This is a genomic window from Dysosmobacter segnis, from assembly GCF_014297285.1.
GTDB classification, from domain to species: Bacteria; Bacillota; Clostridia; order Oscillospirales; family Oscillospiraceae; genus Oscillibacter; species Oscillibacter segnis.
On the sequence record NZ_JACOQI010000025.1, the window covers coordinates 1 to 25,913 of the forward strand.

26 protein-coding genes and 1 pseudogene are annotated in these 25,913 nt (G+C 51.7%); 10 read left to right on the forward strand and 17 right to left on the reverse strand.

Going from position 1 to position 25,913, the window contains the following annotated elements; all coding sequences use genetic code 11:
* Positions 1 to 82 precede the first annotated feature (82 nt).
* From rhuM to H8Z83_RS16670, 6 genes are all read right to left on the reverse strand, one after another.
* Positions 83 to 862: a RhuM family protein gene (gene rhuM / locus H8Z83_RS16645; RefSeq protein ID WP_187016091.1), complete on the reverse strand. Its 780-nt coding sequence runs from the start codon at positions 860 to 862 to the stop codon at positions 83 to 85.
* A gap of 13 nt (positions 863 to 875) precedes the next feature.
* Positions 876 to 1,103: an antitoxin VbhA family protein gene (locus tag H8Z83_RS16650; protein WP_187016092.1), complete on the reverse strand. Its 228-nt coding sequence runs from the start codon at positions 1,101 to 1,103 to the stop codon at positions 876 to 878.
* Positions 1,104 to 1,197: 94 nt separating this feature from the next.
* A complete protein-coding gene (locus tag H8Z83_RS16655) occupies positions 1,198 to 1,959 on the reverse strand; it encodes a DUF3848 domain-containing protein (protein ID WP_187016093.1) in 762 nt (253 codons plus the stop codon).
* 13 nt (positions 1,960 to 1,972) lie between these two features.
* The gene (locus H8Z83_RS16660; RefSeq protein WP_187016094.1) at positions 1,973 to 2,380 is read right to left on the reverse strand and encodes a hypothetical protein; all 408 of its coding nucleotides are present in this window, start codon (positions 2,378 to 2,380) and stop codon (positions 1,973 to 1,975) included.
* Positions 2,381 to 2,404: 24 nt separating this feature from the next.
* A complete protein-coding gene (locus tag H8Z83_RS16665; RefSeq protein ID WP_187016095.1) occupies positions 2,405 to 2,731 on the reverse strand; it encodes a hypothetical protein in 327 nt (108 codons plus the stop codon).
* Between the two features lie 285 nt (positions 2,732 to 3,016).
* Positions 3,017 to 3,211, reverse strand: coding sequence for a hypothetical protein (locus H8Z83_RS16670; RefSeq protein ID WP_187016096.1), 195 nt, complete (start codon positions 3,209 to 3,211; stop codon positions 3,017 to 3,019).
* Positions 3,212 to 3,289: 78 nt separating this feature from the next.
* Here H8Z83_RS16670 and H8Z83_RS16675 point away from each other — a divergent pair, with 78 nt between their 5' ends.
* Both H8Z83_RS16675 and H8Z83_RS16680 read left to right on the forward strand, forming a co-directional pair.
* Positions 3,290 to 3,607, forward strand: a complete 318-nt coding sequence (locus H8Z83_RS16675) for a type II toxin-antitoxin system RelB/DinJ family antitoxin (protein WP_187016097.1) — start codon at positions 3,290 to 3,292, stop codon at positions 3,605 to 3,607.
* Positions 3,604 to 3,921, forward strand: coding sequence for a type II toxin-antitoxin system RelE/ParE family toxin (locus H8Z83_RS16680; RefSeq protein ID WP_187016098.1), 318 nt, complete (start codon positions 3,604 to 3,606; stop codon positions 3,919 to 3,921). Before H8Z83_RS16675 ends, H8Z83_RS16680 begins: the two co-directional genes overlap by 4 nt.
* 132 nt (positions 3,922 to 4,053) lie before the next feature.
* Here the strand turns inward: H8Z83_RS16680 and H8Z83_RS19950 are convergent.
* A pseudogene (locus tag H8Z83_RS19950) lies at positions 4,054 to 4,344 on the reverse strand (RNA-guided endonuclease TnpB family protein).
* Between the two features lie 158 nt (positions 4,345 to 4,502).
* Between H8Z83_RS19950 and H8Z83_RS16695 the strand changes: the two are divergent.
* Both H8Z83_RS16695 and H8Z83_RS16700 read left to right on the forward strand, forming a co-directional pair.
* Positions 4,503 to 4,958: a MarR family transcriptional regulator gene (locus H8Z83_RS16695; RefSeq protein ID WP_187016100.1), complete on the forward strand. Its 456-nt coding sequence runs from the start codon at positions 4,503 to 4,505 to the stop codon at positions 4,956 to 4,958.
* 153 nt (positions 4,959 to 5,111) lie between these two features.
* Positions 5,112 to 6,290 (forward strand): PDDEXK family nuclease, encoded by a 1,179-nt coding sequence (locus H8Z83_RS16700; RefSeq protein ID WP_187016101.1) that lies wholly within the window; start codon positions 5,112 to 5,114, stop codon positions 6,288 to 6,290.
* Positions 6,291 to 6,639: 349 nt separating this feature from the next.
* Here the strand turns inward: H8Z83_RS16700 and H8Z83_RS16705 are convergent, their stop codons facing one another.
* From H8Z83_RS16705 to H8Z83_RS16725, 5 genes are all read right to left on the reverse strand, one after another.
* Positions 6,640 to 7,659: a D-cysteine desulfhydrase family protein gene (locus H8Z83_RS16705; protein ID WP_187016102.1), complete on the reverse strand. Its 1,020-nt coding sequence runs from the start codon at positions 7,657 to 7,659 to the stop codon at positions 6,640 to 6,642.
* A 33-nt stretch (positions 7,660 to 7,692) separates the two neighbouring features.
* Positions 7,693 to 8,967, reverse strand: coding sequence for a TRAP transporter large permease (locus H8Z83_RS16710; protein WP_187016103.1), 1,275 nt, complete (start codon positions 8,965 to 8,967; stop codon positions 7,693 to 7,695).
* Positions 8,968 to 8,970: 3 nt separating this feature from the next.
* Complete coding sequence (locus tag H8Z83_RS16715; RefSeq protein WP_187016104.1) at positions 8,971 to 9,438, reverse strand: TRAP transporter small permease; 468 nt, start codon at positions 9,436 to 9,438, stop codon at positions 8,971 to 8,973.
* A 70-nt stretch (positions 9,439 to 9,508) separates the two neighbouring features.
* Positions 9,509 to 10,555 carry a TRAP transporter substrate-binding protein gene (locus H8Z83_RS16720; RefSeq protein WP_187016105.1) on the reverse strand — a complete coding sequence of 349 codons (1,047 nt, stop codon included), beginning with the start codon at positions 10,553 to 10,555 and terminating at the stop codon, positions 9,509 to 9,511.
* A gap of 61 nt (positions 10,556 to 10,616) precedes the next feature.
* Positions 10,617 to 11,570, reverse strand: a complete 954-nt coding sequence (locus H8Z83_RS16725; RefSeq protein ID WP_187016106.1) for an aminopeptidase — start codon at positions 11,568 to 11,570, stop codon at positions 10,617 to 10,619.
* Between the two features lie 309 nt (positions 11,571 to 11,879).
* On the opposite strand from H8Z83_RS16725, the gene H8Z83_RS16730 reads away from it, so the two are divergent.
* The 4 genes from H8Z83_RS16730 (at position 11,880) to H8Z83_RS16745 (ending at position 15,452) form a co-directional block, all read left to right on the forward strand.
* Entirely contained in the window at positions 11,880 to 12,962 is a 1,083-nt protein-coding gene (locus tag H8Z83_RS16730; protein WP_366464514.1) for a sigma-54 interaction domain-containing protein, read from the forward strand.
* Positions 12,963 to 13,108: 146 nt separating this feature from the next.
* Positions 13,109 to 13,537, forward strand: a complete 429-nt coding sequence (locus tag H8Z83_RS16735; protein WP_187016108.1) for a hypothetical protein — start codon at positions 13,109 to 13,111, stop codon at positions 13,535 to 13,537.
* Between the two features lie 275 nt (positions 13,538 to 13,812).
* Complete coding sequence (locus tag H8Z83_RS16740; protein WP_187016109.1) at positions 13,813 to 15,180, forward strand: hypothetical protein; 1,368 nt, start codon at positions 13,813 to 13,815, stop codon at positions 15,178 to 15,180.
* Positions 15,129 to 15,452 carry a hypothetical protein gene (locus H8Z83_RS16745; protein WP_187016110.1) on the forward strand — a complete coding sequence of 108 codons (324 nt, stop codon included), beginning with the start codon at positions 15,129 to 15,131 and terminating at the stop codon, positions 15,450 to 15,452. The genes H8Z83_RS16740 and H8Z83_RS16745 overlap by 52 nt, the downstream gene beginning before the upstream one ends.
* 261 nt (positions 15,453 to 15,713) lie before the next feature.
* Here H8Z83_RS16745 and H8Z83_RS16750 read toward each other — a convergent pair whose 3' ends face one another.
* Positions 15,714 to 16,502 (reverse strand): IclR family transcriptional regulator, encoded by a 789-nt coding sequence (locus H8Z83_RS16750; protein ID WP_187016111.1) that lies wholly within the window; start codon positions 16,500 to 16,502, stop codon positions 15,714 to 15,716.
* A 104-nt stretch (positions 16,503 to 16,606) separates the two neighbouring features.
* On the opposite strand from H8Z83_RS16750, the gene H8Z83_RS16755 reads away from it, so the two are divergent.
* A complete protein-coding gene (locus H8Z83_RS16755) occupies positions 16,607 to 17,575 on the forward strand; it encodes a D-2-hydroxyacid dehydrogenase (protein WP_187016112.1) in 969 nt (322 codons plus the stop codon).
* 42 nt (positions 17,576 to 17,617) lie between these two features.
* Entirely contained in the window at positions 17,618 to 18,859 is a 1,242-nt protein-coding gene (locus tag H8Z83_RS16760) for a glycerate kinase type-2 family protein (RefSeq protein ID WP_187016113.1), read from the forward strand.
* A 180-nt stretch (positions 18,860 to 19,039) separates the two neighbouring features.
* Here the strand turns inward: H8Z83_RS16760 and H8Z83_RS16765 are convergent, their stop codons facing one another.
* The 4 genes from H8Z83_RS16765 to H8Z83_RS16780 form a co-directional block, all read right to left on the reverse strand.
* Positions 19,040 to 19,849 (reverse strand): HipA domain-containing protein, encoded by an 810-nt coding sequence (locus H8Z83_RS16765; protein ID WP_187016114.1) that lies wholly within the window; start codon positions 19,847 to 19,849, stop codon positions 19,040 to 19,042.
* Complete coding sequence (locus tag H8Z83_RS16770) at positions 19,836 to 20,435, reverse strand: helix-turn-helix domain-containing protein (RefSeq protein WP_187016115.1); 600 nt, start codon at positions 20,433 to 20,435, stop codon at positions 19,836 to 19,838. The genes H8Z83_RS16765 and H8Z83_RS16770 overlap by 14 nt, the downstream gene beginning before the upstream one ends.
* A 534-nt stretch (positions 20,436 to 20,969) precedes the next feature.
* A complete protein-coding gene (gene ltrA, locus H8Z83_RS16775) occupies positions 20,970 to 22,265 on the reverse strand; it encodes a group II intron reverse transcriptase/maturase (RefSeq protein WP_187016126.1) in 1,296 nt (431 codons plus the stop codon).
* Positions 22,266 to 23,050: 785 nt separating this feature from the next.
* Positions 23,051 to 25,894 (reverse strand): transporter substrate-binding domain-containing protein, encoded by a 2,844-nt coding sequence (locus H8Z83_RS16780; protein WP_187016116.1) that lies wholly within the window; start codon positions 25,892 to 25,894, stop codon positions 23,051 to 23,053.
* Positions 25,895 to 25,913: the final 19 nt, after the last annotated feature.

Genomic DNA, 25,913 nt, shown 5'->3' on the forward strand with positions numbered 1-25,913 from the left:
AAGCACCCAGAGAGACAGCCTCAAAAGGCCATTTCCTCTGGGTGCTCATTTCAGCGCTATTTTTCCAGCTCTTTGCTATTGGTCATACATAAAAGGCTTGTTTTGACCCCGGCATCATGTCATTAAGTGCCAGCAGCTCGTCCTCGGTGCAGTAATTTTTAGCAACGAGGGCATCGCTCTGGGTAGGATGACTTCCGGAAAATGAGCGCAGACCCATGTTGGGCTTGCTGCTGTCTGCGCTGTAAAAAATCTTTTCCGCCGCTGTCTGACCGTGAGCGGCCCAGTGCATTTTATTCTGAACGGTTTTGAAGAAAAGGACGGAGGCTTCCGTCCGCGGGTCATAGTCCACGCTGGTGGCGTAAATGTCCAGGACTTTGCGCCAGAACACTTTTTCAGACGAGCGAATATCGCGGATGCGATCCATCAACTCATCAAAATAGTTGCCGCCGCCAGCTTGCTTCAGAAGCTCATCATTCATGGCAAAGCCCTTGATGAGGTATTCTTTCAGCACGGAATTGGCCCAAATTCGGAATTGAGTGCCGCGCAACGACTTCACGCGATAGCCCACAGAGATGATGACATCTAAGCTGTAGTATGCGACGGGTTTGTCCGAATTTGCAATGTGAACATTTTTCACATTGCTTTTTTCATCTACCTCGCCTTCAGCAAATACATTTTTTATATGTTTCGTAATACCGCTGCGCTCTCGTTGAAACAGTTCCGCCATCTGCGCCTGCGTCAGCCAAACGGTTTCGTTTTCCATGCGGACATCGATTTTTGTCAAACCATCCTCGGTCTGATACATAATGATCTCCGTCTGTTCAGGATGGATGCTGTTTCCGCTGATTGCTAAATCATCCATGCATCGGTTCCTCCTATTGTTCTTGACTAAACATAGTTTCATGAGCAGAATGCTCCTGCGCTGCCAACCTGTAATGGGAGGCCAGCAGAGCCTCTTTCATCTGCTCACCAGTCAAATCGCCGTTTGCCCAGCACTGTGAGAGCATCTTGGCATATTTAGAAACGGGAACGCCTTCAATGGCATTCAAAGCATCTGCCAGCTTTACCGCCTGAATTCTGCGTTCTTTTGCTCCATCCGTCATGATAACATACTCCACCGGACTTTTTCAGTATTATACCATGCTGGGGTCATTTTAGAAAGCTCCTTTAGAATTGAAATTACGCAATGTCCAACAATTACCGCTCCGGCGTGTTCTTTTTCACTGTCTTTTGCTCCACGCTGCGCTCCGGCTTAGCCAGTTCTTCCATTGCCGCATTGATCACGCAGGAGTGATTGTCCACAGCGTAAACATCTGTGTGCCCGCCCATCTGCTTTTGGAGCGCCGCAAAGCGGCCTGCGGCCTGACGCGCCGGCAGATAAAACCGCTCATCTCCCGTGCGCTGCCGCATGGTGCAGGCCAGCACGAACATACAGCGATCCTTGCCGTAGGTGTTTGTCCACTCCTTCAAAAAAGCAGGCAGCTTTCCATCGTTGTAGGCGCTGGTTGCGTCCTTCTCAAAGGCTCCCGCACAGGTCAGCGTCCGATCCCGGCTGGCCATCCACTCAAAGACCTCTCCGCGAGCCATGGCTTCCGAACGGGTGTTAGGGTATATGGGCTGCGCGGGATCTCGATATTTTTCTTCGACTCTTTTCCGCAGAATATCATCCGCACAGCACGCAATGCTGTCACGAAAGGCATCCATCTCATCCGTATCGCGGGAGAGCCAGTCTGTATAAAGCTGTGACAGGGGATGCTCAAACTCGTTCAGCACCGTAAGCTGCCGCTCGGAGAGGCTTGTTTCATCCTCAAAAAGCATCAGCAGGTTGTCCCGGCAGGCAATTTCATAGGCATGAGAAATGATCTCATCCACAGGCTTTGCTTTCAGATCGGTCAGAAACGTCTCGTTTTCCGCGGACATACGCTCATAGAGTTTATTTTCCAACTGTTCCTTTGTCATGGTAAACCTCCCTTCATCTTGCCAATCCCGCCCGCATCCGGTGGGCATAATTGGCAACGCTGTATCGTTTCATATATCTGTTCTCGGAGGGGGCCGGACTGTCAAAGTCCAGCCCCTCCATGCGGGGATCGTCGGTGCCGTCCAGCACCGCCTCCACCGGAATGACGCGGAGCCTGCCGGAGCATTTCAGCTCGCCGCCAAATACCCCCGCGGCACAGTGGAATCCCCGGTCGCCGCACACCCAAAGCAGTTTCTTTCCTGCTGGAATATCGCCAAAAGGCTGCTTCAAAACAATAACGGAATGTGGTTCCGCCCCGGCCACCTCATAGTAGCCGGACTGCTCCGCCTTTTCGTATGCCTGGATCAATTTCTTGAATTTGTGCTGCGGCTCGATATAGAACCAGCTTTCCTGATAACCCATAATTTCCTCCAATTTCTATTGGTTTTACCGCTCCAACTGCGGTCTGCGGCGCTCCGGCGGCCTTTGATCCTCGTCCGGCTCGGCGTCTACGATCTCCGGCTCCTTGTGGTCTAAATTCAGCAGGGAATTCAATTCCTCCAGCCGTGCCGTTTTGGTGTTCAGCTCTGCCTCGCGGGGAAACGGCTTTTGTACCTCTGCCTTTGCGGTTTCCAACTGCGTTTGCAGATTGGAAAGCTGCTCCCGGCAAGCCTGCTCCTTGATGGGCAGCCCCTCCAGCGCATTGTCCATGCGCTGCAAATTGCCAAACACATCGGTTCCCAGCGTGACCGTGTGGCGGAGCTGCCCGATCATGGTCAGGCGGTACTCCCGCGCGAAGGTATCAAAGGCCAGCTCCAGTGTCAGGCCGCGATACCGTAACCGGGCCTGCCGGTGGATTCTTATTCGGTTTGACTTAACACATCACTGTCAGCCGTTTGTCAAATAATTGTGTTTCCCGCACGGGGTTTTCCCTTGATTTTGCCCTTATCAGCTCACGCGGTCAAGGGTAACAGCGTATAAAGGAAGATAATTTGGGATGGTTTTGATTTCTCAATAAATCCAGTAATTTCAATGCTTTGCGCCGATTTTGACGATTGTTTATAACCGCCAATAACGGGTGAAATACTTGGGCGGTGCGAATCTTAGATTTGTTAACTGCTCGGTGGTCTGCCAAATAGTGCCGCCCTTGAAGGTCTGGGGCGATTCCGTCAGCAGCGACCACATTTCCGTCATTTTACTGGTCCAGACGCCAAAGGCGTTGGTCAGATTTTCTACGATCCAGTTGTTGTCCAAGTCCCCTCGCCCCAAATTGTAATGACGTTGTATTGACATTTCTGATTTTTGGTATATGCTGAGATTGAGGTGAATGCTATGAGCACGATCAATGTCACATCTGCACCTAAGACCGCAACCTTTCAAATGCGGATCAATCCAGAAGTCAAACAGCGTATGGAGGAGATTTACGCCCGCCAGGGCCTTTCCTTTACCGATGCCGTTAATATCTTCATTCAGCAATCCCTAAACATGGAGGGCCTGCCATTTCTGGCTTCGCCTGAGAATGCCGAATATATGAAGGCGAAAGCCATGCGCCGCCTGTTGGATGAAGCGGAAAAAGGCTGGAAATCCGCTGAAAAGGATGGCTGGGTTTCTGAGGAAGATGCTTACCGCACCCTTGGGGTAACGGAATGAAGCTAAGATATACGCCGGAGTCGCTATGCGACCTCCAGGAGATCAAACGGTATATCAAAAGCGAGCTTCATAATCCCACCGCTGCCAGTCGGATCACAAAAGCCATCCTCGATGGCTGTGCCCAGCTCAAGCAGTTTCCTGAAATGGGCGTTTCCATTGGAGCAAAGACCGGCTATGAAACCGATCTGCGGATGCTGGTGGCGGAAAGCTATATTGCCCTCTACCGCATTGAAACGGAAACTGTTTCTGTTGGCCGTATCATCAACGCCCGGCAGGACTATATCCGCATTCTGTTGGGAGAAGCTACCCCTTGACACTCCCCATGACTGAAGTCAGGGGATTCTTGGTTCAGCGGCCGCAGCCCGCACTAGCGGGGTCTTACATGGTCTCCCCAAGCGGATAGGTTCGGGCGTGTCCCGCCCCACCGTGTGTACGAGAGAGCTGTATCAGGCAGCGGGTGTCCATTTCCTGAGCCCTTCTTTGAGAATATTCTGTGCCGCATTGATGTCGCGGTCGTGGAGCGCCCCGCATTCCGGGCACTCTCAGAGCCGAACACTGAGGTCTTTGGCCTCCTTGTTGCGGTAACCACAGCAACCACAAGTCTGACTGGACGGGAAGAACCTGTCGATAACAACGAGTTCCTTTCCATACCAGTCGGTTTTGCAGGTAAGCTGTCGGCGGATTTCACCCCACGAGGCATCAGCGATATGGAGTGCGAGCTTGTGGCTCCGCATCATGTTCTTCCCCGACTGCGGGTTCTGGACAAAGGCTGAAAACACCCACAGCGGCCTGTATGGGAAAACTGTCCCCCGCCGTCCGGTGACGACTTGCCTTTTTCCGTCAGGATTGGTATACTAAGCTTAGATTTTTTCATTCCGCGGGAAGGGGAAGCGTCATGCTGCATCAGGCTTTTAATGAAGTATACACCAAATTCAAGCTGCACTTTTATCAGGAGATCTTCCGCCGGTTTCAGGACCGGGAAGCCAGTCTCACCACGGTGGAGACCTTCTGCATGGAGAGCATCATGGCGCTGGGGCGGCCTACGGTGAACGAGTTCGCCACCTTCATGTGCATCTCCCCTCCCAACGCCGCCTATAAGGTGAACAGTCTGGTGAAAAAGGGCTACATCCGCAAGGTCCAGTCCCCCTCGGACCGCCGGGAATTCCATCTGGAGGTCACCCAGAAGTATATCGATTACTACAACATCTCCTCCAACTATATGTCGGAGGTCATGGACCGCATCATGGCCCGCTTCTCCCCGGAGGACTGCGGCAAGTTAGAGGAGATCCTCACGGTGGTCAGCCGGGAGCTGATGCCGGAGGTCCCCCTGCCGGAACGCACGGAGGAGTGACCCCCCCTGCTTCGCCCTTATCCAGCACCGCTTTGGCGGCGCTGGTTTTTTCTGAATTCAGCATCCCTTTTCCGACAAGCCGGGCGGGTTGTCTATTGTGTTCTCCGCCGGAACGCAATATAATGGGGAAAAACAAAGAAAGGCGGACGGCGCATGAACACCCTGATCGAACTGTATGACGAGCGCGCCATTGAGAATATTCTGGCACCGGATATGTTCCGCCCCCGGCGCATCGTCTACCTCTGCCCCGGTGAGATCGCCCAGGACCGCACCCGGCAGGAGACTCTGGCCGCCTTTTTCCGGCGGCGGGGCTGGGAGCCGGAGCTGATCTTCGTGGAGACCAGCCTCTTCAAGGCAGACCGCATCCTGCGGCAGCTGTTTACCATCGGGGAAACCTACCCGGACTGCGCCATCGACATCACCGGCGGCAGCGATGCGGCCCTGTTCGCGGCAGGGATGTTCGCGGCAAAAAAGGGCGTGCCCGCCTTCACCTATTCCCGGAAGAAAAACCGCTTTTACGACATTTCCGGCGCGACCTTTGCGGATGAGCTGCCCTGCGGCCTGGCCTATTCCATCGAGGACTTCTTCCTCATGGCCGGCGGCACGCTGCTGCCCGGACGGGTGGACAATCAGATCCTGTCCCAATATCTTTCGGACTTCGACCCGTTTTTCGACTGCTTCCTCCAATTCCGCCGGGATTGGCCCAATATCATCTCCTATATCCAGCGGATCTCCCCCTCGGAATACGGCCAGACCCCGCCCCTGTCCGTGGTGGGCGGCTACACCGTAAAGGGCGAGCGTGGCTCCCGCAACACCGCCAACGAGGAAGCGCTGCGGGAACTGGCCCGTATTGGCTTTATTCAGGATCTGGAGATCGTCCCCGGCCAGCAGGTGTCCTTCCGGTTCCGGGATCTGAACACCCGGGCGTGGCTGCGGGACGTGGGCAGTGCGCTGGAATTGTATGCCTACAAGGCCTGCGTGGATTCCGCCATTTTCCATGACGTTATCAGCAGCGCCGTGGTGCGCTGGGACGAGGTACTGGGCCACGGCAGCGTTTCCAACGAGATCGACGTCATGGCCGCCCGGGGCGTGATCCCCCTGTTTTTAAGCTGCAAGGCCTGCGACATCAAGACGGAGGCCCTGAACGAGCTGGCCATCCTCCGGGACCGCTTCGGCGGCAAGGGCGCCAAGGCGGCCATCGTCACCACGGAGGTCTGCAACGCCGCCGCCCGCCACCGGGCCGCTCAGCTGGGCATCGCCGTCATTGATCTGGAGGAACTGAAAACCGGCCAGATCGTCCACCGGCTAAAGGTCATTATGAAGGCGGAATGACCCGCTCCGGTGGGATTTATCCTCCTCAATACAAGCGGTACGAAAACCCCTAAAACACATTCTGTCGGCAAGTCCAGTCTGCAAAACTGGGCTTGCCTTGCACAAGGAACTTCTGCCTCTGACCTAAAGTCTAGAGAGATGTTTCCTTGTGCATTTTGCGTTTCTTGATTGCCCTGGCTTCCCGGCGCTCCCGGTAAGTAACGGTGACTATACCCTCCATACCGAAACCTCACCGAGACTCTCGGTGAGTCTCGGTGAGGTTCATGGATATTCTGGCACACTTCGCTGGATATTTCAATCCGGCCTATTATTTAACGCTTATCCTGCAATTTTGAAATACCTGAAAAGATCAAAACAATTCGGGGTGAGCAAAATTGCCTACACCGCCGCCTGTATGGATGAATACTACCGTATGATCACGTGTCAAAACGCCCCGACGGATTAAATCCACCATCCCAGCAAACGCCTTACCCGCATAGGTGTGGCATAGAATCAGTCCCTCCAACTCAGCAGCCATGTGAATAGCTTCAATTGCCGCATCTGTTACTGCTCCATATCCTTCACCGACATAATCATAGTTCACTGAAATATCGTTTGGAGTGAAGGGCTGCTCATGAATTCCCAGAAATTCCATAGTGGTATTACACAATGCGGCAATTTCCACTTCTTTAGGCTGTGTGTGATGGCTAACACTGATGCCCAACATTTTAGCCGATGCGTTTGCCAAGCGAAGTCCGCATTCGATTCCGGCCTGTGTTCCTCCAGTCCCTGTGCCAGCAATCAAGTAATCGGCATGAATGCCTTGTTCATCCATCTGATACATTAACTCATCTACAGCGTTAATGTATCCCAAGTTTCCCAAGGGCGTAGCACCACCTAATGGCATAAGATAAGGATGCTTTCCTCTCTGGCGATAACTTTCTGCAACCTTGCTCGTGATTGGACATATTCCTTGGATCTCCTGATCTTCCAGTTCCTGCGTGATATTAGAATCATAAATCAATTGAGCCCCAAAAATTCGATCCAGGAGAACATTGCCCTGATAAACCTGCGGCATTTCACCTTCAAGTACTGCAACGCTATTCATTCCCAATTTTCTCGCCGCTGCCACACACTGACGCACCCAATTAGACTGGACACCGCCTAATGTAATAACTGTATCCGCATTTTGCTTTACTGCATCTGCCATTAGGAATTCGAGTTTTCTGGTCTTGTTTCCACCAAAAGCGATAGCAGTCAAATCATCTCGCTTCACATATATCTTTGGCCCGCCCAGCATTTTTGTCAGTTGTGGTGCGAATTCCAATGGAGTGGGAAGCGGGGTTAGGTGGATACGTGGGTATTTAGCAATCACTTTTTTAATGTCCATAAGATTTGGCTCCTGTCCTCTTTATTTTTTTGCTTACAACAGGCTAGGCAGCCACATGGTGAGTTCTGGCACGTAGGTAATCACCATTAAGGCAATCAACAGTGGGACATACAGGGGTAGGAGTTCTTTCAGTACTTTGTGCGGAGCTTCCTTACCCACGGTAGCCACTGTGTATAGGCCAACACCAAAGGGCGGTGTCAACATGCCAATGGTCAGGTTTAGAACTAAAATGACACCCAGATGTACTGGGGCCACACCGATTGCTGCAGCCACAGGCAACAAAATGGGGGTCAAAATAGTCAAAGCCGATATAGTCTCCATGAACATGCCCACTAACAAGACCAAGAGGTTTATCAGCAGTAAAATTAAAAACGGGTTATCGGCCATGCCCAGGAATGCAGAGGTCACCATTTCAGGGAAATGTTCTAATGTCAGAACTTTAGTGAAAAACGAAGCTACTGCAATAATAATAAAGATATTGCTGACAGTTTTATACGTTCCCATAATGGCATTTTTCAAAATGGAAAAAGAGAATTTGCCTTTAATTGCTTCGACAATTAATATGTAGATGACAGCAGCTGCGCCAGCTTCGCTTGGGCTGCAAAATCCACCCAGCATAGCAACGATGATGGCGGGGATCAGGAAAAGAATATGAGCCGCCTCCTTGGTGACCGCCCAAAGGCTTTCCTTTTCGGCGGCAGGATGCTCATCATGATACCCCTTCAACTTGGTTCGACACTGGAAGGAGATAAATATATAAAGGCAGACAACGATGGCAAAGGCAGGGATCGCGCCGGACATTAAGCAATGCAAAGGGGATTGCTGCGCTAATACCGCAAATATCAGTAGCGGAATACTCGGCGGAAAAATGGGGCCTACCATTGAGGTGGCTGCCGTTACGGCGCAGGCATAGTCTCTTGAAAAGCCTTCTTCTTCCATAGCCTTGATTTCCACCTGTCCCAATCCACCAATGTCGGCTACCGCAGCGCCAGACATTCCTGCAAAGAGTAAGCTAACGATGATATTCACTTTTGCCGTATAGCCCTTTGCATTGCGCATCAGAACTCGGCAAAAGTTAAATAGCCGTGTAGTCTCTCCGAACTCGTTGATAAGGCATCCCATTAGCACAAACAATGGACTGGCCACTAGGGGGAAGGAGTTCAGTGCCTGAAATGCAGAATAGGCCATGGTGGAAATGGGGAGCCCCTCTACAATTACATAGAGCAGCGCTGGGATTCCCATGGATACAATAATTGGAAATCCTGCCAACAGCAAAACCAAAAACATGACTAACACGATAGCAAGCATGGTTTACTCCCCCTTTCTCAATTCACTCAGCAGTCCCAGCACAGCAAAAATTGCCCACAGGATTGTAGAAACAATAATTACAATGTGTAACCACGCATAAGGAATTCGGGCCGCATGAGTTTTTAGCATCTTGATTTGCGGGAAAAGCTGAAATTCTCCCGCCAAAATGCCCCCTGTCAGCACGAGAGTTAGTAACCGGCTAACAATATTCATGGCTTTTTTCCCTTTTGTCGGCAGAAGATCCTGCAAAAACTCTACCCGCAGATGTTCGTTGTGCCTCTCTACGACAGAGACGCCTACAAAAACCATGGCGATCAGGGCAAACGCGGAAACCTCCTCCGGAAACTTCAGTGGCAGATTAAAAAAGAAACGCGTGATGATCTGCAAGCCGATAACCCCAACAATCAGGAGATTAAGCGCAATTTCCAACCAGCCAATGATCTTTTCATAAAAATCCAACACTTTTTTCATAACAACCTCCTACTAACAGATCGGACCTGCTTGCATTTCAACAGCTCCGCCGTGTCAGAACCTCTGTTGGTTATGCTTTGCCAAGGTACTCCATGATTTCCTGGAAAATGTCACCCCAATCATCTTTGAACTTTTCCGCGACAGAATCACGGATGGCATCAGTGTCAAAGGAAAGCTCATCCTTCTCGATAATGACCATGCCCTTCTCAGCAATGGCGGCGCGGGCGGCTTCTTCGTTGGCGGCAAAGCTCTCGTAGACTGCCTGGCGCGCTTCCACACCGGCCTGCTCCAAGATCTTCTGGTCATCCTCGCTCAATTTGTTCCAGCTTGCTTCATTGATAAACACTCCGGATAGGGTGGGGTTGTGCCCGGTCATAATGCAATACCCCTCGATCTCGTGCAAGCCGGTATCCACAATGTTAGAGAACGGCATACCGGTACCGTCGATCATTTTGGTGATCAACGAGGTGACTACTTCACTCCAGCCCATGGGAGAAGGAGTCGCCCCCATAGCGGACATGGTCTCCATAAAGATTTGGCTGGGAATAACACGGATCTTCATTCCCTTCAAGTCTTCTTCACAATAGACGGGCTTACTCGTAGTCAGCAGGTTCTGATTGCCCCAAGAATAAGTGGCAAGCAGACGTACACCTGTACCGCTCAGCTCCTCATTCAGCCGATCCATGATGGGAGAATCAGGAGCCGTCACTTTAAAAAGTTCCTCTTCACTATCAAAAAGGAATGGTGCCTCTAAGATAGACAGGGCTGCGCACAGATCTGTTACCTCACTGACATCATGCTGGCTCAAATCGGCAATACCAGTCTGGGTGCCCTCGATGTTATTAGCGGTTAAAGTTCCTCCGAAATAGTTTTCAATCTGCACGCGGCCTTCTGTTCGTTCCTCCACTAATTCCTTAAATTTGAGGCAGAATATTCCTGCAGGTGACTGTTCGGCATTAACATCGCTAAATTTCAGCACAATGGGGGCTGCAGCAGCAGAATCCTTTTCGCTGTCAGGATTGGGGGAAGATTTTGTTGATCCACCGGAGCACCCGGCCAACAACAGGGTCGATGCGATGCAAAGCGCTGCGATTTTAGTCAGTCTCTTCTTTAACATTACTAAATCCTCCTCATTTTTCTTTTTATCACACGGAACTTTATTTGCTCCGAATGAATCATTATAATTCAGTCAGGACGCCATCCTTCATAAACAAAGACTCGTCCAGATAAATTGTAGGCTTTTCATAGACCAGGTCCAAATGCTGAGGGCAGACATTATTTCCGCCAAAACCAGTATTGCTGCCCAATGCAAAGTGGCCAGTGCCATAGATTCCTTCATCGATCACAATGCTTCCAGTCGGTGTAGCACAGGGGTTCAGGCCGATAGCAAATTCCGCCACAACGGTGCCTCCTGGTATATTTTCAACCTTTTTCCGCAGGTGATCGGCTTGAGTGCCGCCAGTAATCCTGTAGGCTTTTCCGTCTTGGATCTCTAAATGGATCGGCTGGGTGAGCAGCCCCATTCCGGTGCCCATCACATCAGCAATCAAAGTTCCCGCCATCGTGTTCTCTATTGGGGCGATATAGACCTCCATATCTGGGACAGCTGCCATTGTACCGGGGTCCAAACACGTGCCCTTACAGCAGTGAGATGTGCGGCCATCAATGTGAAAAGAAAGATCTGTTCCTTTCTGGGTGGTGACTCGGACCTTTTTTGCCTGGTCAAACGCCTTCATCACGGCTTGGACTCGCCCTTGAAGGTTGACAAAATCAGCTTCTAACGCTTTGTTTGTTAAAAGCTCCTCTGTGGCCTCGGTCATTACAATGACCCGACCTCCTTGCTGCGTGCATGTCTTAGCTGCAGCAGAATATCCAAGCGTACTGGTGGTAATGCAAATCACGACATTTGCCTGTTTCATAGCTATAGAAATTGCCTCTGGAGGCTGACCATCTTTCAGTACGCCATCAAAGCTAAGCCTCTTAGGAATTGCTCCGGCCTCTATACAAGCTTCATAGAGTGCCTGCTCCACGGCAGGCGGACGCCCTGTATCTGTAATTAACAGGACTTGATCATCTGGTTTGATTCCTATGCAGTCCCGCACAATCCTACGAGCTCCCTCCTGTTGTTCCATGTTTTTGTTCCTCCTTTTCTGTGTGAGCATCTCACATCTGGCAATTATATCTGCCGTTTCGCTCTTGTGCTTGTGCCAACTTGGCAAAAATAACAGCAATATTTGTGCCAAGTATGTCCCCTGCGTTTTTGGAAAAGACCTCATCATTTTCTCGTTTTTTCCCATTATTTGCAAAAAGATTGGCCATCCCGCTCTTTTCAATTGGTCAAATTTGCGATATAATTGGTCATCAATTGGTCGAGGTGATTCTAATGGGTAAGAAAAACTAGCTGTTATTACACTATCAAAAGCCGTTGCTCAATTGATGACATTGTTGGAACCTGCCCCGCCATGGAAAATGCGAAGGCACTCGCCCAAAAGATGGCCCAAACTAACTTGCCAATCCTGATCACTGGTGAGAGTGGTACAGGAAAGGAGCTGTTCGCTCAAGCAATCCACAACAGTTCACCCAGACGGGAAGAACCATTTATTGCAGTTAACTGTGCTACCATACCAGACTCTTTGTTGGAGAGTGAATTGTTTGGCTATGAAGAGGGTGCTTTTACCGGAGCGAAAAAAGGAGGGAAGCTAGGATTATTCGAATATGCTCACCGCGGGACACTCCTGCTGGACGAAATCGAATGCATGAGTTTAAGCCTTCAAGTCAAACTTTTGAGGGCTATACAAGAAAAAGAAATTATGCGATTAGGCAGTCATAAAGTTATTCCTATCGATGTGCGCCTAATTGCTATAAGTAACATTGACTTGGAAGAGATGATTCAAGAGAAGACTTTTCGCAAAGACTTGTTTTATCGGCTGAGCACGCTCCCGCTTTCCATACCGCCGCTTTGTGAGCGCAAAGGGGATATTCCGCTTCTAATTCATGCGATTCAGCGCACATTGGGAAGTTCGTTCACCTTAACGGACGAGGCTATGGAAGTCTTTCTTAATCACCCATACCCTGGTAATGTTCGTGAACTGTATAATTACTTAGAGTATTTATCCTGTCTTGGCGAAGGGTCCATCATTACATACAGTGCCCTACCAGTTCTACTGAAAAAAAGTTGGGAACAGCATAGATCTGACTCAAGCTCCTATGTCACTATGGATTCCGCTCCGCAAACTACCGCTTTTTTTCGTGCTGCCGGAATACATGCCGAGGAATTTCTCTTCCTCCTGGGCCAATTGGCTGAGGCTTCTAAGGTTATGCGGGGAATGGGGCGTGGATCTCTAAAGGCATCTGCTCAAGAGGCCGGTGTAGTCCTTTCAGATAATGAAATTCGTACCGCCTTGCACTGCCTAAGCCAGTTGGGGTTGGTTAAAATTGGGCGCGGTCGCCGAGCAACGAGGATTTCTGCCTCTGGTCTTTCGCTATACCGGCAACTCTGTCCAAGTAGTCAGCCACCCGCTTAGCTTTAAAAAGCATCTTGGAATAAGCAAACCACTGCCCAACCCTTTCTGAACTGTGACCCCTTTAATCAGCTTAAAACTGCCGTAGCGGGCGAATGCCCCGAAAAAGCGTCCACGGCCGCCGCTCGATCACACAAGGAGAACCAACCGTGAAGGTCAGGCGGAACACTCTGCTGCTCATTGCCGCTCTGGTCTGGAGCGCGGCGGGCTTCAACATTCTGCGCATCGGCCTGCTGGCCTGCCCTCCCTACCGCACGATCGTCAATTATCTGCTGTCCGCCGTTGTATTCACCGTATTCCAGATCTTCATTTTCGGACGGCTAGTGAACAAACACACGGCCCGCATCAGCGCCTACGAGGAGGAGCTGCACCTCTTCCTCAAATTCTTCGATGTGAAGTCCTTCATCATCATGGCGGTGATGATGACCGGCGGCATCTGGCTACGGTCCAGCGGCGTGGCCCCGGACCGGTTCATCGCGTTTTTCTACACCGGACTGGGGGCCTCCCCCCTGCTGGCGGGGCTGCTGTTCGCCTGCAGCTTCGCCAAGGCGGCCCTCGCCGCCAAGGGCAAGGCGTAATATCGGAAATACGGCCCGTGCAGAGCAGTTTTGAGACAGAAATCTCAAGACTGCTCTTTTTTGTGGGCAAGATGGCTCCATCGGGGTCAAACAGCGGTCAGTACGTACAAAAAGGCGGTTTTTGTATGCGGTTTTGACACAGATCACTCTTGATTCACCATCTGCTATCATGGTATGATGTTGTTGTGCAAGAACAAAAGTCCGCCTATGAGAGATGTGCGTCAGTGACGCCGCTCACAGCGGAAGCAAATATCGAAAAGATAGGGGGACCAGTCATGAAGCACCATCGCTTCCTTTACCGGGCGCTGAGTGCGCTCCTTTGCCTTGGACTCTGCGCCCAGCTGACCGCCTGCGGCAAGAAACCCGTTCCCAAGCCCGGCTCCTCCGGGCCGTCCGCACCGTCCGTGTCGAAAAAGGTCTATGATGACAGCCTCATCTCCGAGGTCTATGACGAGGAGGACTCCTTTACCGACGAATACGGCGCGGAATATTCCTACATCTGTCACGTTCCGCAGCTGGAGGCCGACACACCGGAGGCCAAGGCCATCAACTGGGAGATCATGGAGAGCTTCGGAAATGACGTGCAGGCCACGTTGGACGCCGCCGAATCGGGGGAAACTCCCCACTCGCAGTACATGGAGGTCACATGGCAGAGCTATTGGAACGACAGTCTGCTGAGCCTTTCCATCCGTGTTCTGGGCTGGACCAGCGACCTCATCGACTACGCGGTATATCACTACGATTTTGAGACCGGCCAGCGGCCGGACAACCTGGAGCTTCTGGACCGCTTCCACGTGGACGAGGGGGACTTTATCGCCGCCCTGCGCCGGGGCGCGGCCCGGCAGTTCGATTCCCATTACGCCCCGTGGGGCATGGGGGGCCTTTCGCCGGAGGATGAAAACTACGGCGGCATCGCCATTGATCTGGCGGCACTCCGGGCCTGGACGGTGGCGGAGGAAAACTTCTCTCTGGATCTCGCCATGTTCTGCCCCAACGGGGACGGCACCTTCACCGCCTTCCAGCCCGTCGCCTCCATCGCGGGGGGCAGCGGGTGGTATTATGAGCCGGTGCTCGTGGAGCCCGGCCCCGGCGACTGGGCGGACGGCGGTCCCCAGTCCGAGGACGCTTTCGTGTCCGCCTGGCTCACCGATGACGGCGTATCGGTCTCTTTTTCCAAGAGCCAGTCGAGGGATTTCCCGGACAGCGAGACCTACCGCAGAGCCTACGGCTTCGCGTATGACACGGAGTACCCCGTAGCTGGGTGCTACGGCGACTATCAGGACATTTTCGTAGGTGCCAGCGGACAGGATTTCTGCCCCTATGTGTTCCTCCTGACCACGGAGGGCACGGTGGAGTACATCGACATCTTCGGCGGTCTCTGGCATGGATGCCTCTGCTCCGGCGGCCCGCTCTACGGCTTCCGGGACATCGTGGACTTTGAGTCCGGTGTCTATGAGGATGGCTTCGGCGGCGGCTACGAGACCGTGTACGCCGTGGACAAAAACGGCAGGAAATACGATATGCCCGCCTGTATCACGGCGCAGGGGAACGCCATACCCAGCTACGCCGCCGGAAAGTGGTGCGCCAATGTGTGTATCACAGCGTGGCCAGCGGCGCCTCCTATGAGGGCGTCTACTATCTGAGCATCCACGAAAACGGTCTCGTGGAGATCAACGACGTTATCGTGAGCATCGATGCGCCCCTTCAGATCGCCGGCTACTGCACCTATTTAGGCACCACGGAGCTGGGCATGGTCTACCAGTTCGGCCTTTACAGCGGCGACCAGCTCCGGGAGGGCGCCTTCGCCCTTGACCTCTACAACACGGATTACGGCGAGATGACCATTACGCCCATCTCCGGCGTCAACCTCTTTGACGCCCCCGGCGGCGGCTACACCATCTTTTCCCGGCTGTAATTCCAAGCAGGCTGACATGGTATTTTCAAAAAGAGTGCTGCGGTTCAAATGAACCGCAGCACTCTTTTATATGCTCTGTCTGTGTGCGCCCTGATTCTTCCCTCTCCGGGGTCGTTTCTTTGCCTGCCGCTTGAACCTCCAATGACTGCAAAATTACCTTGGGTTCAAGAAAAGTACCTCTTGCAATTAAATGAAAAATAGCGTATAATTCAAATTGTAAGATTCAATTTCAATAAATGAAATAATATCATTCAATTTTCTTTATACACCCCGGTAACCCAACGCTGCGGAGATCTGCGCCGCCGTAGCAGAGAGCACCGGCAGGTAATGGAGCACCTGTTCATCCGTCAGCCGGGTATTGGGTCCTGTAATGCTGATGCCGGCCACAATGTCCCCGGAATAGTCCCGGATGGGGCAGGCCATGCACCGAGAGCCCACTTCGTTCTCCTCGTCATCCAGTGCGTAGCCCTGGCGGCGGACCTTGTCCAGTTCCGCCAGCAGCGCTGCCTTCGTGGTAATGGTGTGTTCTGTGTAGCGAGTCAGGCCCTTTCGGGCGATCATCTGGTCCAACTGCTCCTCACTGTAATTCAGCAACAGCAGCTTGCCGATCCCCGTGGAATGGAGAGGGCTGCTGTTGCCCACCTGCTGCATATTCATCAGCCGCTGGTTCTGCCGCATCCGCACATCCAGATACAGCATGCACATATCCTGCTCTACTGCAAGGCACAGTGCCTCGTGGATTTCCTGGAAGAGGGCTTCCATAAAGGGCCGGACAATCGGCAGAAGCTCCGTGTGGCTGCGCATCTGGTTAGCCACACGGCAGATCTTGAAGGTTAGATAATACCGCTGGGTATCTGGATCCTGGGCGGCATAGCCGCAGTTCTGCAAAGCATTGACAAATCGGAGAGCCGTGCTGGAATTCAGTCCCAGAGCGGTACTGATGTCCCGCAGGCGCATAGGTCCCTGCGCCTCTGAAAGCAGTTCCAGAACGGCGAACGCTTTTTCCGTGGATTGATTGGATGTAGCCCGGGCAGGTGTGGTTTCAGACATGGTCGGCCTCCTTGATTGATTGGCTCCATGATACCACACTTCTTCCCCTGCGTCCATCTATATTTCAATAAATGAAACTCAATTTTGTAAAGGAGATTGCTATTATGAAAATCGTAGTACTGGACGGCTATACCGAGAATCCCGGCGACCTGAGCTGGGCCCCTCTGGAAGCGTTGGGCGAGGTAACGGTTTATGACCGCACTTCCTATGAGGAATCTCCCCTCATTGCTGAGCGCATTGGTGACGCGGAGATCGTGGTGATGAACAAAACCCCCATTTCCAAGACCACCTTGGAAAAATGTCCCAATGTGAAAATGATTGCCGTACTGGCCACTGGTTTCAATGTGGTGGACCTGGCTGCCGCCAAGGAGCGGGGCATTCCCGTGTGCAACGTGCCCAACTACGGCGGCTATTCCGTCAGCCAGTTCACCATCGCCCTGATGCTGGAAGCCTGCCTGCACATCGGCCACCATGACCGCACCGTCCATGAGGGCAAATGGCAGAACAGCCCGGACTGGTGCTACTGGGACTATCCCCTCATCGAGCTGGCGGGCAAGACCTTCGGTCTGCTGGGCTGCGGCCGCATCGGCATCCACACCGCCGAGGCCGCCAAGGGACTGGGGATGCACGTCATCGCCTACAACCGCTCCCAGTCTCAGGCCGCTAAGGATCTGGGGGTGGAATTCGTGGATCTGGACGGCCTGTTTGCCCGGTCCGACGTGCTGGCCCTCCAGATGCCCTTAGCGGACTTCAACGTGGGCATCATCAACAAGGAGAACATCGCCAAGATGAAGGACGGCGTGATCATCCTCAACAACAGCCGGGGGCAAATGGTGGTGGAGCAGGATCTGGCGGACGCTCTGAACAGCGGCAAGGTGGCCTTCGCCGGGCTGGACGTGGTCTCCACGGAGCCCATCCGGGCCGACAATCCCCTGCTGAAGGCGAAAAACTGCATCATCACCCCGCACATGTCCTGGGGTTCTCAGGGCAGCCGCCAGCGGATCATGGACTGCACGGTAAACAATATCAGGGCGTTTCTGAATGGAACGCCGGAAAATGTGGTAAATCCGTAAGTTTTCCGGCAGAATGCCGATTTTTGAAAGGGGAATCTGACGATGGACAGCAAAACCCTGCAAACCCTCCGCCGGGATGCGGAGAATATCTGCCGCAGCGCCATTGAAGCCTCGGTGCCGGACGCCGCCATCCAGCGGGCGCTGGCCCAGCTGCCCCCCTGTCAGGGGCGGACGGTGCTGGTCTCCATCGGCAAAGCCGGGTGGCAGACCGCCAAGGCCGCTTACGATGCGCTGGGCAGCACCATTGAGCATGGTGTGGTGGTAACAAAATACGGCCACAGCCAAGGCCCCATCGGTGATCTGGCCATTTACGAGGCGGGCCATCCCGTTCCGGATGAACATTCCGTCCGGGCCACGGAGGCGGCGCTGGCGGCGGTCAGCGGCCTCTGTGCAAAAGACCGCGTGCTGTTTCTGGTGTCCGGAGGGGGCTCCGCCCTGTTTGAACGCCCTCTGGTGCCTCTGGCGGAGCTGGAGGACATCACCGGCCAGATGCTGGCCTGCGGTGCGGACATCACCCAGATCAACACCATCCGCAAGCGGCTCTCCGGCGTCAAGGGCGGGCGGTTCGCCCAGCTCTGCGCCCCGGCCCATGTGTATGCCATCCTCCTCTCCGACGTCATCGGAGATCCCCCGGATATGATCGCCTCCGGCCCCGCCTATCCGGACAGCACCACAACGGCGCAGGCCATGGCCCTTGTGAGCCGGTACGGTCTGACCCTCAGCCCTCAGGCGCTGGACTTGCTGGAGCAGGAACCGCCCAAGGTGCTGGATAACGTCACCACGGTCATCACCGGCAGCGTGGCCCAGCTCTGCCGGGACGCGGCGGCCCGTGCGGAAGCGCTGGGCTACCGGACCTGCCTTCTGACGGACCGGCTCCAATGCGAGGCCAGGGAAGCGGGCCGCTTCCTGTCCGCCATGGCGGGGACCCACGCCGGAAAGGGCGAAAAAACCGCCTATATCTTAGGCGGCGAGACGGTGGTCCACCTGACGGGCCACGGCCTGGGCGGACGGAATCAGGAATTGGCGCTGGCAGCGGCGGAAGGACTGGCAGGCCTGAAAGCTGTGGTGGCCTCCGTCGGCTCTGACGGCACCGACGGTCCCACGGATGCGGCCGGCGGCATCACCGACGGCGCCACGGCGGACGCTCTGGCCGCTCTGGGCATTTCCATCGACAAAACGCTGGCGAACAACGATGCTTATCACGCCCTGAAAGCCTGCGGCGGGCTGATCGTCACCGGACCTACCGGCACCAATGTCAACGACATCACCGTGCTGCTGGTGTGACCCCCTCCCCTGCCGGCAGGCGTTGGACCGCAGCCGGTTGCAATCAAAATTGAGATGTTCGCCTCGTATTGGCAAAAAGTCAGCCACGGATTTGAGTACCAGAGGGTACCCTGATCCGTGGCTGTTTTCTGTTGTGTAATATCTGACGCTCTTCCAAGCTGACAAAAGGAAGCACCAGTTTCAAAAGAGCCAGCTATGCTTTCGCTTCTGTTCGAGCAGCACACGCTCTACCCTTTGGAGCTTATCTGGGGAATATGTTTCCGTCAGCAGTTCCAGTTCTGCCCGCAGTTCTTCGTGCGGTATATGAAAGGTGAGCTGCCTGCCATAGAGTTGCTCTGCTGCCGTCACCTGCTCCACGTGATCCGAATCAAAAGGCTTCGCCTTTACTCGCTCAATGCAGGTATACAGATCATCGGCAAGAGGGTAGTCATTCAAATCTGAAAGAAGAGAGAGTCCATTATCGAAAATTGGGCAAAGTCGAAATGTCTTGGTTTCTTCATTTCGTAATACGGCAAGGTTGTTTGTGTGTCGATCCTCATTGAGTGTCAGGCAGTCCAATTCAAGAATAGAGGTAAGATATGCTCCCACACCGGTCAGATTTGTAACACGCTCAACAAAATCAACTGTGTAGGCTATACGAGCTGTCGGTGAATCGACCCTTGTAAGCGTTTGGGCAAGTCCGCGGCCTTCATAGGCACGATGGAGCCGTTCAAATGGAATCAGCATTTCGCCCTTGCGCATGAAATCACGGCTGGAGCATCCCGATACTACCTTACCGTTATAGTGAATGCGCACCGGCTGATAGCTCACGAAGTCATCCGCATCAGACCATGCAAGCAGCCTCGAAACGATTATTTCGGAAAGGGCCTCGTATCCCATGTGGTCTGCTTTGTACCAATTCCCCGCCTGTTTCCATTTTGGCTGGTCCCCTTTTGAGGTGTGGCCTTCGCTTCTAATGTTCTCTTGACCCGTAAAATCAATGATCCGCATACCCAACCGCCTCCTCTCTCTTAGGCAGATAGCGAAATCTCAGCCACATTTCGTCATCAGCTAAACGCCCCTTCGTTTTTTCCGCGATCTGCAACGGATCATAATCCGTTAAACCCATTTCTTGAAGCAGTTCCTTGCAGTTGCCGCGTGTCTGAGGAAAGCAACGATCCCGTAAGAAATTTTCAAAGTCATTCCAAGTCGGGTCCTTGATCACGCCGAAGGCACGATGCAGAATATCATCTGTTTTATTCTGGATCACCACTTTCCGGTCGAGAAAGTTCACATCAATGACGGTACAAGGCTGTCTCCTGAACATATAAGTAAGACGCATTGTGCAGCCATCTCCTATGGATGTATTCAGATATCTCTCTACCGTTTGACGGGAGATCCTAAATTTCCTTGCCAATTCCTGCATGGATGCCCCAGCGTTACGCATCGTCCGCATTTTACGGATGTCTTCATCGGATGCTTTTCGCTTCCGGCCAGCATTGCGTGTGTTCTTTTTTTCATATTCTGCAGCGATTTTGCGGAGCGCGGCTTCATCGTCGGTACCAAACAGCTCTACACATAGCTTTCTATAGTCCACGGTCTCCCTCCTCCTAGTTGTATTATATGCAACAAATTTAATTATGATACATTATAGCATACTCCGAATGCCGTGTCAATTTCCATGTCCCTAGGCAATTAAAAATCTGGGTAGCTACATTTTGTTTTGAACTTTCGAATAATGGGTTGCCTCCACGAGGGGGCAAAGTGGATTTTTAAGGATTTTGAAAAACTAGGACAGCCCCTAGTGGAAGTAGACAGCCTTTTTTCGGTACAATCTAAGTGCCAGAAGGAGGTGATTTTTTATAGCCAAGAAATACGCAAAAGGATACAAACTGTCAGTTCTGGAACAGCGGATGCTCGACGATGACGACTTTTATGCGGTCAGTTCTGAAGAAGTAAAAAAGCTTTTTTGGAAAATGGACCGGCTAAAATATCCACGGCAAGAAATTCAACGCGTCAGAACTAAGTATTGAGATTTACAGTCGAGTAGACTAAGGACTCGCGCCCTTAGCCCCTCACAGATCCGGACGTGCGGCTTTCCCGCATCCGGCTCCTCACAGTAACATTCGTTTCAATATAGCGGGTAATAAACCTTTGGCTTTGCAAGAGGATAGTACTTTAGCATGCCAATGAAACCATTCCATGTATAGGTACGTCTGCATCCTCGCCTGTTCATCGCTTTGAAGAGAAACTGCTGTATCCGATGCAGGAATGCGCTTAGCTTATAAACGTTGAACGACACTCCATAGTATCTGTAGTAACCGACCAGCTTCACATTGAGTTGCTTCACTATGTCCTTCGCAGGTTGGTTCTTACTGTCGTAGAGCCATTCCTTGAATTCTCTTAGCTTCTTCTCAAATTTCTTTCGCGATGTTTTGACTTTAGGCCATGGGTAGCCTTTCCTGCTCTTTCCGTAGTAGAATGTGAACCCAAGAAATTCGAACGTCTCTGGCTTCCCAAGTCCTCTTGCCCTGCGGTTTTGCTCTGCATATCGCCCGAATTCTATCAGCCTACTCTTGCTTTCTTCCAGTTCGAGGTTGAACTTTGCCATGCGCTCTTTCAGAGCTGCATAGTAGTGTTCTGCATCCGATTTGTATTGAAAACCTGCAACAAAATCATCAGCGTAGTTCACGAGAAAGCTCTCGCCTTTTGCCTCTTTCTGAATCACCAGTTTGAACCAAAGTGTCAATACGTTGTGCATATATATGTTTGCCAGCATCGGGCTAATATTTCCACCCTGTATGGTTCCTTCATCCGTATCTTCATATTTCTCATCGACCATAACACCCGCTCTCAGATACTTTTGTACCAGCCACAGGATATTGGGGTCTTTGATATGCCATTTCAGGAATCTCATCATCCATTCATGGTCGATGTGGTCGAAGAAGCCTTTTATGTCGGCATCCACGATGTAGTTTATCTTTCCGTGTGATACACGTTGATAAACTTCCTTGATTGCTTCATGGCATCCTCGCTTGGGTCTGAAACCGTACATGCAATTCAGAAACTTTGGCTCATATATTGCTTCCAGTATCTTCTTTACTGCCAACTGTACTATTTTATCCTCATAGGACACAATTCCCAGTGGCCGCAGCTTTCCGTTCGCTTTGGGAATGTATACCCGCCGTGTCGGAAGCGGCTTGTACGATTTGTTCCTCAATCGTTGTACAAGGTCTGCGATGTTGCTCTCAAAATGCTTTCCGTATTCTTCCTTGGTCACCTTGTCAATTCCTACTGCCTTCTTGCCGTCCAGTTCCCTGTGACATTGTTTCAGCAGTTCAGTATTTATGAGGTGATACAGGCTTGTGAATTCTGGTCTCTTTGTTGTCGCTGATATCTCCGCTATCCTCTCCAATTTTGTTCCCATCATTTCCCCCGTCCCTGAGTACGGATGATGTTTCCTCAGAGAGACCGTTACTGCGTAACCTCCTTCCCTCTGTCGGCATTACCCGACTTCAACAGTACTATGAAGTTATCCGACTGCCTGTCGCCCGTTTGACACCCTCCATTTTCAGTTGGTATATCATACTCCTTTTCGAGAGGTGGCAGGCTCTCCCCAGTTGATGTGTATCCTTAATGTCAAGCATGATCGGCTCTCTGACCCCGCAGCGCCATACAGTTCTCACCGTTACGACCTGTATGATGTTGCCTTCCGCACCAGTTAAGACGTCGGCCTGCTGGAATAACTAACTTTTCGAGGCTCAATCGCTTTTATCGACCCTGCTTGCTTGCTGTCTACGCTTGTCAGATACCATTACTGATGCCATCCCAAGACTCGCTAATATCTGGCTGGTTAGGCCTTGGATATACCGGATTTCCACCGGTTAGGCTACACACCCTTGGCTGGGCGCACAATTTGAATTTGTTAATTAGAATTACTCTCTAAGCAACAATTATCTTAACATTCCCAAAAATACATTCCAGTAATGTTAATGCAAGGATATCGCAAGCCACAGGATATAAGCTGCTCCGATGTACTTCATCACTCCCATTACATTTGGAAGCAAAGAATTAACCCCATATACGAAAATTGCGCATAAGATTTGTACTACATTTTGGCCTCCTTCTTTAGTTTTCAGGGTATAAAAATAGCGGGCAACCTTTTTGTGGTCGCCCGCTTTGGGGAAATATGTAGGTATTAATCCGCTGGAGTTACGGCCTGTTCAAGTTACGCTCAATAACTTTGGTTACTTCTTCCATGTTAAGAGGCTTGGAAACATGACCGTTCATGCCTGCGTCCTGAGATGCCTGAACGTCCTCCGAAAAAGCATTTGCCGACAATGCGATGATGGGAATCTCTTCTGCATCCGGGCGGTCAGCATACATTGCACGGATCGCCTTTGCCGCCTGATGTCCATCCATTTTAGGCATCATAATGTCCATCAGGATAATATCATAAGTGCCCGCCGGATACTCTGCGAACAGATCAACAACTTCCTGCCCATCTGCTGCACGCGTTACTGTCATTCCCAAATCTTCCAACAGCATCGTGGCAAGTTCGGCGTTCAGATCATTATCTTCTGCCAGAAGCACCTTGATCCCCTTCAGGTCATTGTGCTGTACAAGCGGCTTTGTTTTTTCGACTTTCTCAGCATTTGTCAGTTCCATGGGAATCTCTACGGTAAAGGTCGTACCGACGCCCTTCCGGCTGTCTACTGTGATCGTGCCGCCCATCAGTTCAATATACTTCTTTGAGATGGGCATTCCCAGACCCGTGCCCTTATACTGTGTCCGTACGCCATTTTCTTCCTGCGCAAATTCGTCAAAGATTTTTTTCTGGAAATCTTCGCTCATACCGATGCCGGTATCTTTGATCCGATAGCAAATTACGATGTGCTGTGCATCGACTCCCGGACGGCCGCCTGCATCAAAACGGATGGTGCCGCCATCCTTGGTAAATTTCACGGCATTGTTCAGGATATTGACCAGAATTTCCCGGATACGGACGGGTTCCGTCATGACATAGGGATTTTGCAGCGGTTCACGATGCACTTCAAAGTTCAGTTCCCGGTTCAGAAGCATCCCCTTCACAATCTCGATCACACTGTCTGTAACTGCGGTGATATTCGTCGGAACAGGGGAAAACTCCACCTTTCCGCTCTCGATGCGACTCAGATCCAGCACATCATTCAGCAGGGACAGCAGATGATCCGAGCTTTCCTTAATCTTCTTCAGACAGTTGTGCATTTCCGGCACAGAATCCTGATGCAATGCAATATTTGTAAAGCCGATGATGGCGTTCATGGGGGTGCGGATGTCGTGGGTCATATTGGAAAGGAATGTGCTTTTGGCTTTGCTGGCTGCTTGCGCCTGCTCTGCAAGGACAGTCATTTCTTTCGCTTTCTGCTGGGCCGCAAGCTGTAATTTTCTGCGTGTTTGCAAGCGGTTCAAAATAACGATCAGCGTGACCGCCATCCACGAGATAAATACGATGATGGCGACAGCCGTGACCGGATGCAGACAGATCATATCTACAAGTGTCAGATTCGTTGCTTTATAAGTGGTGTACTGTGTTGCAAGGTCTTCAACAAGATTATCCGGCATTGCGTACATTGCTTTTGTCAGGATACCTGCCAGCGCATGGTTTTCCGTAGAGGAAACCACCATGCGGTAACTGAATGTGGGTTGTTCCAGCAGCGTGTAGGTCATTGTACCTGTTGTGTCGCTGTTGATGAATGCCTGTGCCATGTAATAGTAGACAAAGGCTGCATCCGCTTTGCCATCGCGGACAGCTTCCATCATCTCCTGACGGGTACTGCACATCAGTTTTTCCGCACCGGGTGCCAGCACATCTTCGATTGATGTGGACGCGGTCTGATTGACTGTGGTGACAACATTGATCTTCCCATCAAAGTCTCTCCGCGTCACTCTTGCCATTCGCATCGTGATATAGGGAGCGGTCAATCCCCATTCTTTGGTCTCTGCGTAATTATCCGTATCCAATCGTGCATCAATACTGATGTTTACCGCATCCTTATTGCTTTGATATGCGATATACTCATCTCTGGTCGCAGGAACAAGAAACTCATACGAGAGTCCTGCATAGTCTGCTATCTTCCGAAAATAGTCCGGGAGAATGCCCTTTACTTCGCCATTTTCTGTATAGGAATAGGGATACCGGGTCGGGTCGCACAGAACATGAAGGGGATTTTCCTTGGAATATTGGGCAATGATACGCTTTTCTTCTTCCGTGTACTCCAGATTTTTGGTATCGGTAGTTTCGTAGTTTTTGTTATAGAGGGTCGTTTTCCAGCTGCCTTCGGCAGCGTTCATCTGATCAATCGCATAATTTATCTTATTCAGAAGTTCAGTGTTTCCTTTTTTGACGATCACATAAAAATCACTGCTGCCGAATTTTTCAAGGATGCGCTCATTGTTCATTTTGCGCAGGAAACTGGTGACAATGGCATCAACCGTTCCATTCTGAAGTGCCTCTGCTATCTCCTCAGCCGAATCGAAATAGACCGATTTGTAAGTGAAGCCTTTGGTTCGTGCATACTCCGCAAATTCATCGTTCCGGGAGTTTCCGCGCAGGAGTGCAACACGCATCCCATCGTAGGTACTATACTTTCCCTCAACGATGGTGCTATTATCGCTGCGGACAGTCAGGATACCATTGTTGGTTCCGATCGGACGGGAAAAATCAAATAATTCTTCGCGCTCAGGCGTTCTGCGGGCAGAAGTTACCATGTCGATCTCGCCGTCGATCAGCATCCGCTGCATTTCATCCCAGCTTTTGTCATAGCCGACGTATTCATAGTCTACATCCCAGTAGCGCGCCATCAAGCGGAGAAAATCGTAGCCATAACCGCTGCGGTTTCCGTCCTCGTCCATCATGTGATAGCCGTCCATTGCAAAAAAGCCAACCCTCACACGCTCATGCTGGCTTACTGTTTCTGCTGCGCTTGCCGAAAGAGGCAGCAATGCCGTCAGCAGAAGCATCGTCATTAGAATTGCCAGACCTCTGCAAGTTCTGGCTCGCTTTGTAACATTCATAACATGCCCCCTCCATTTT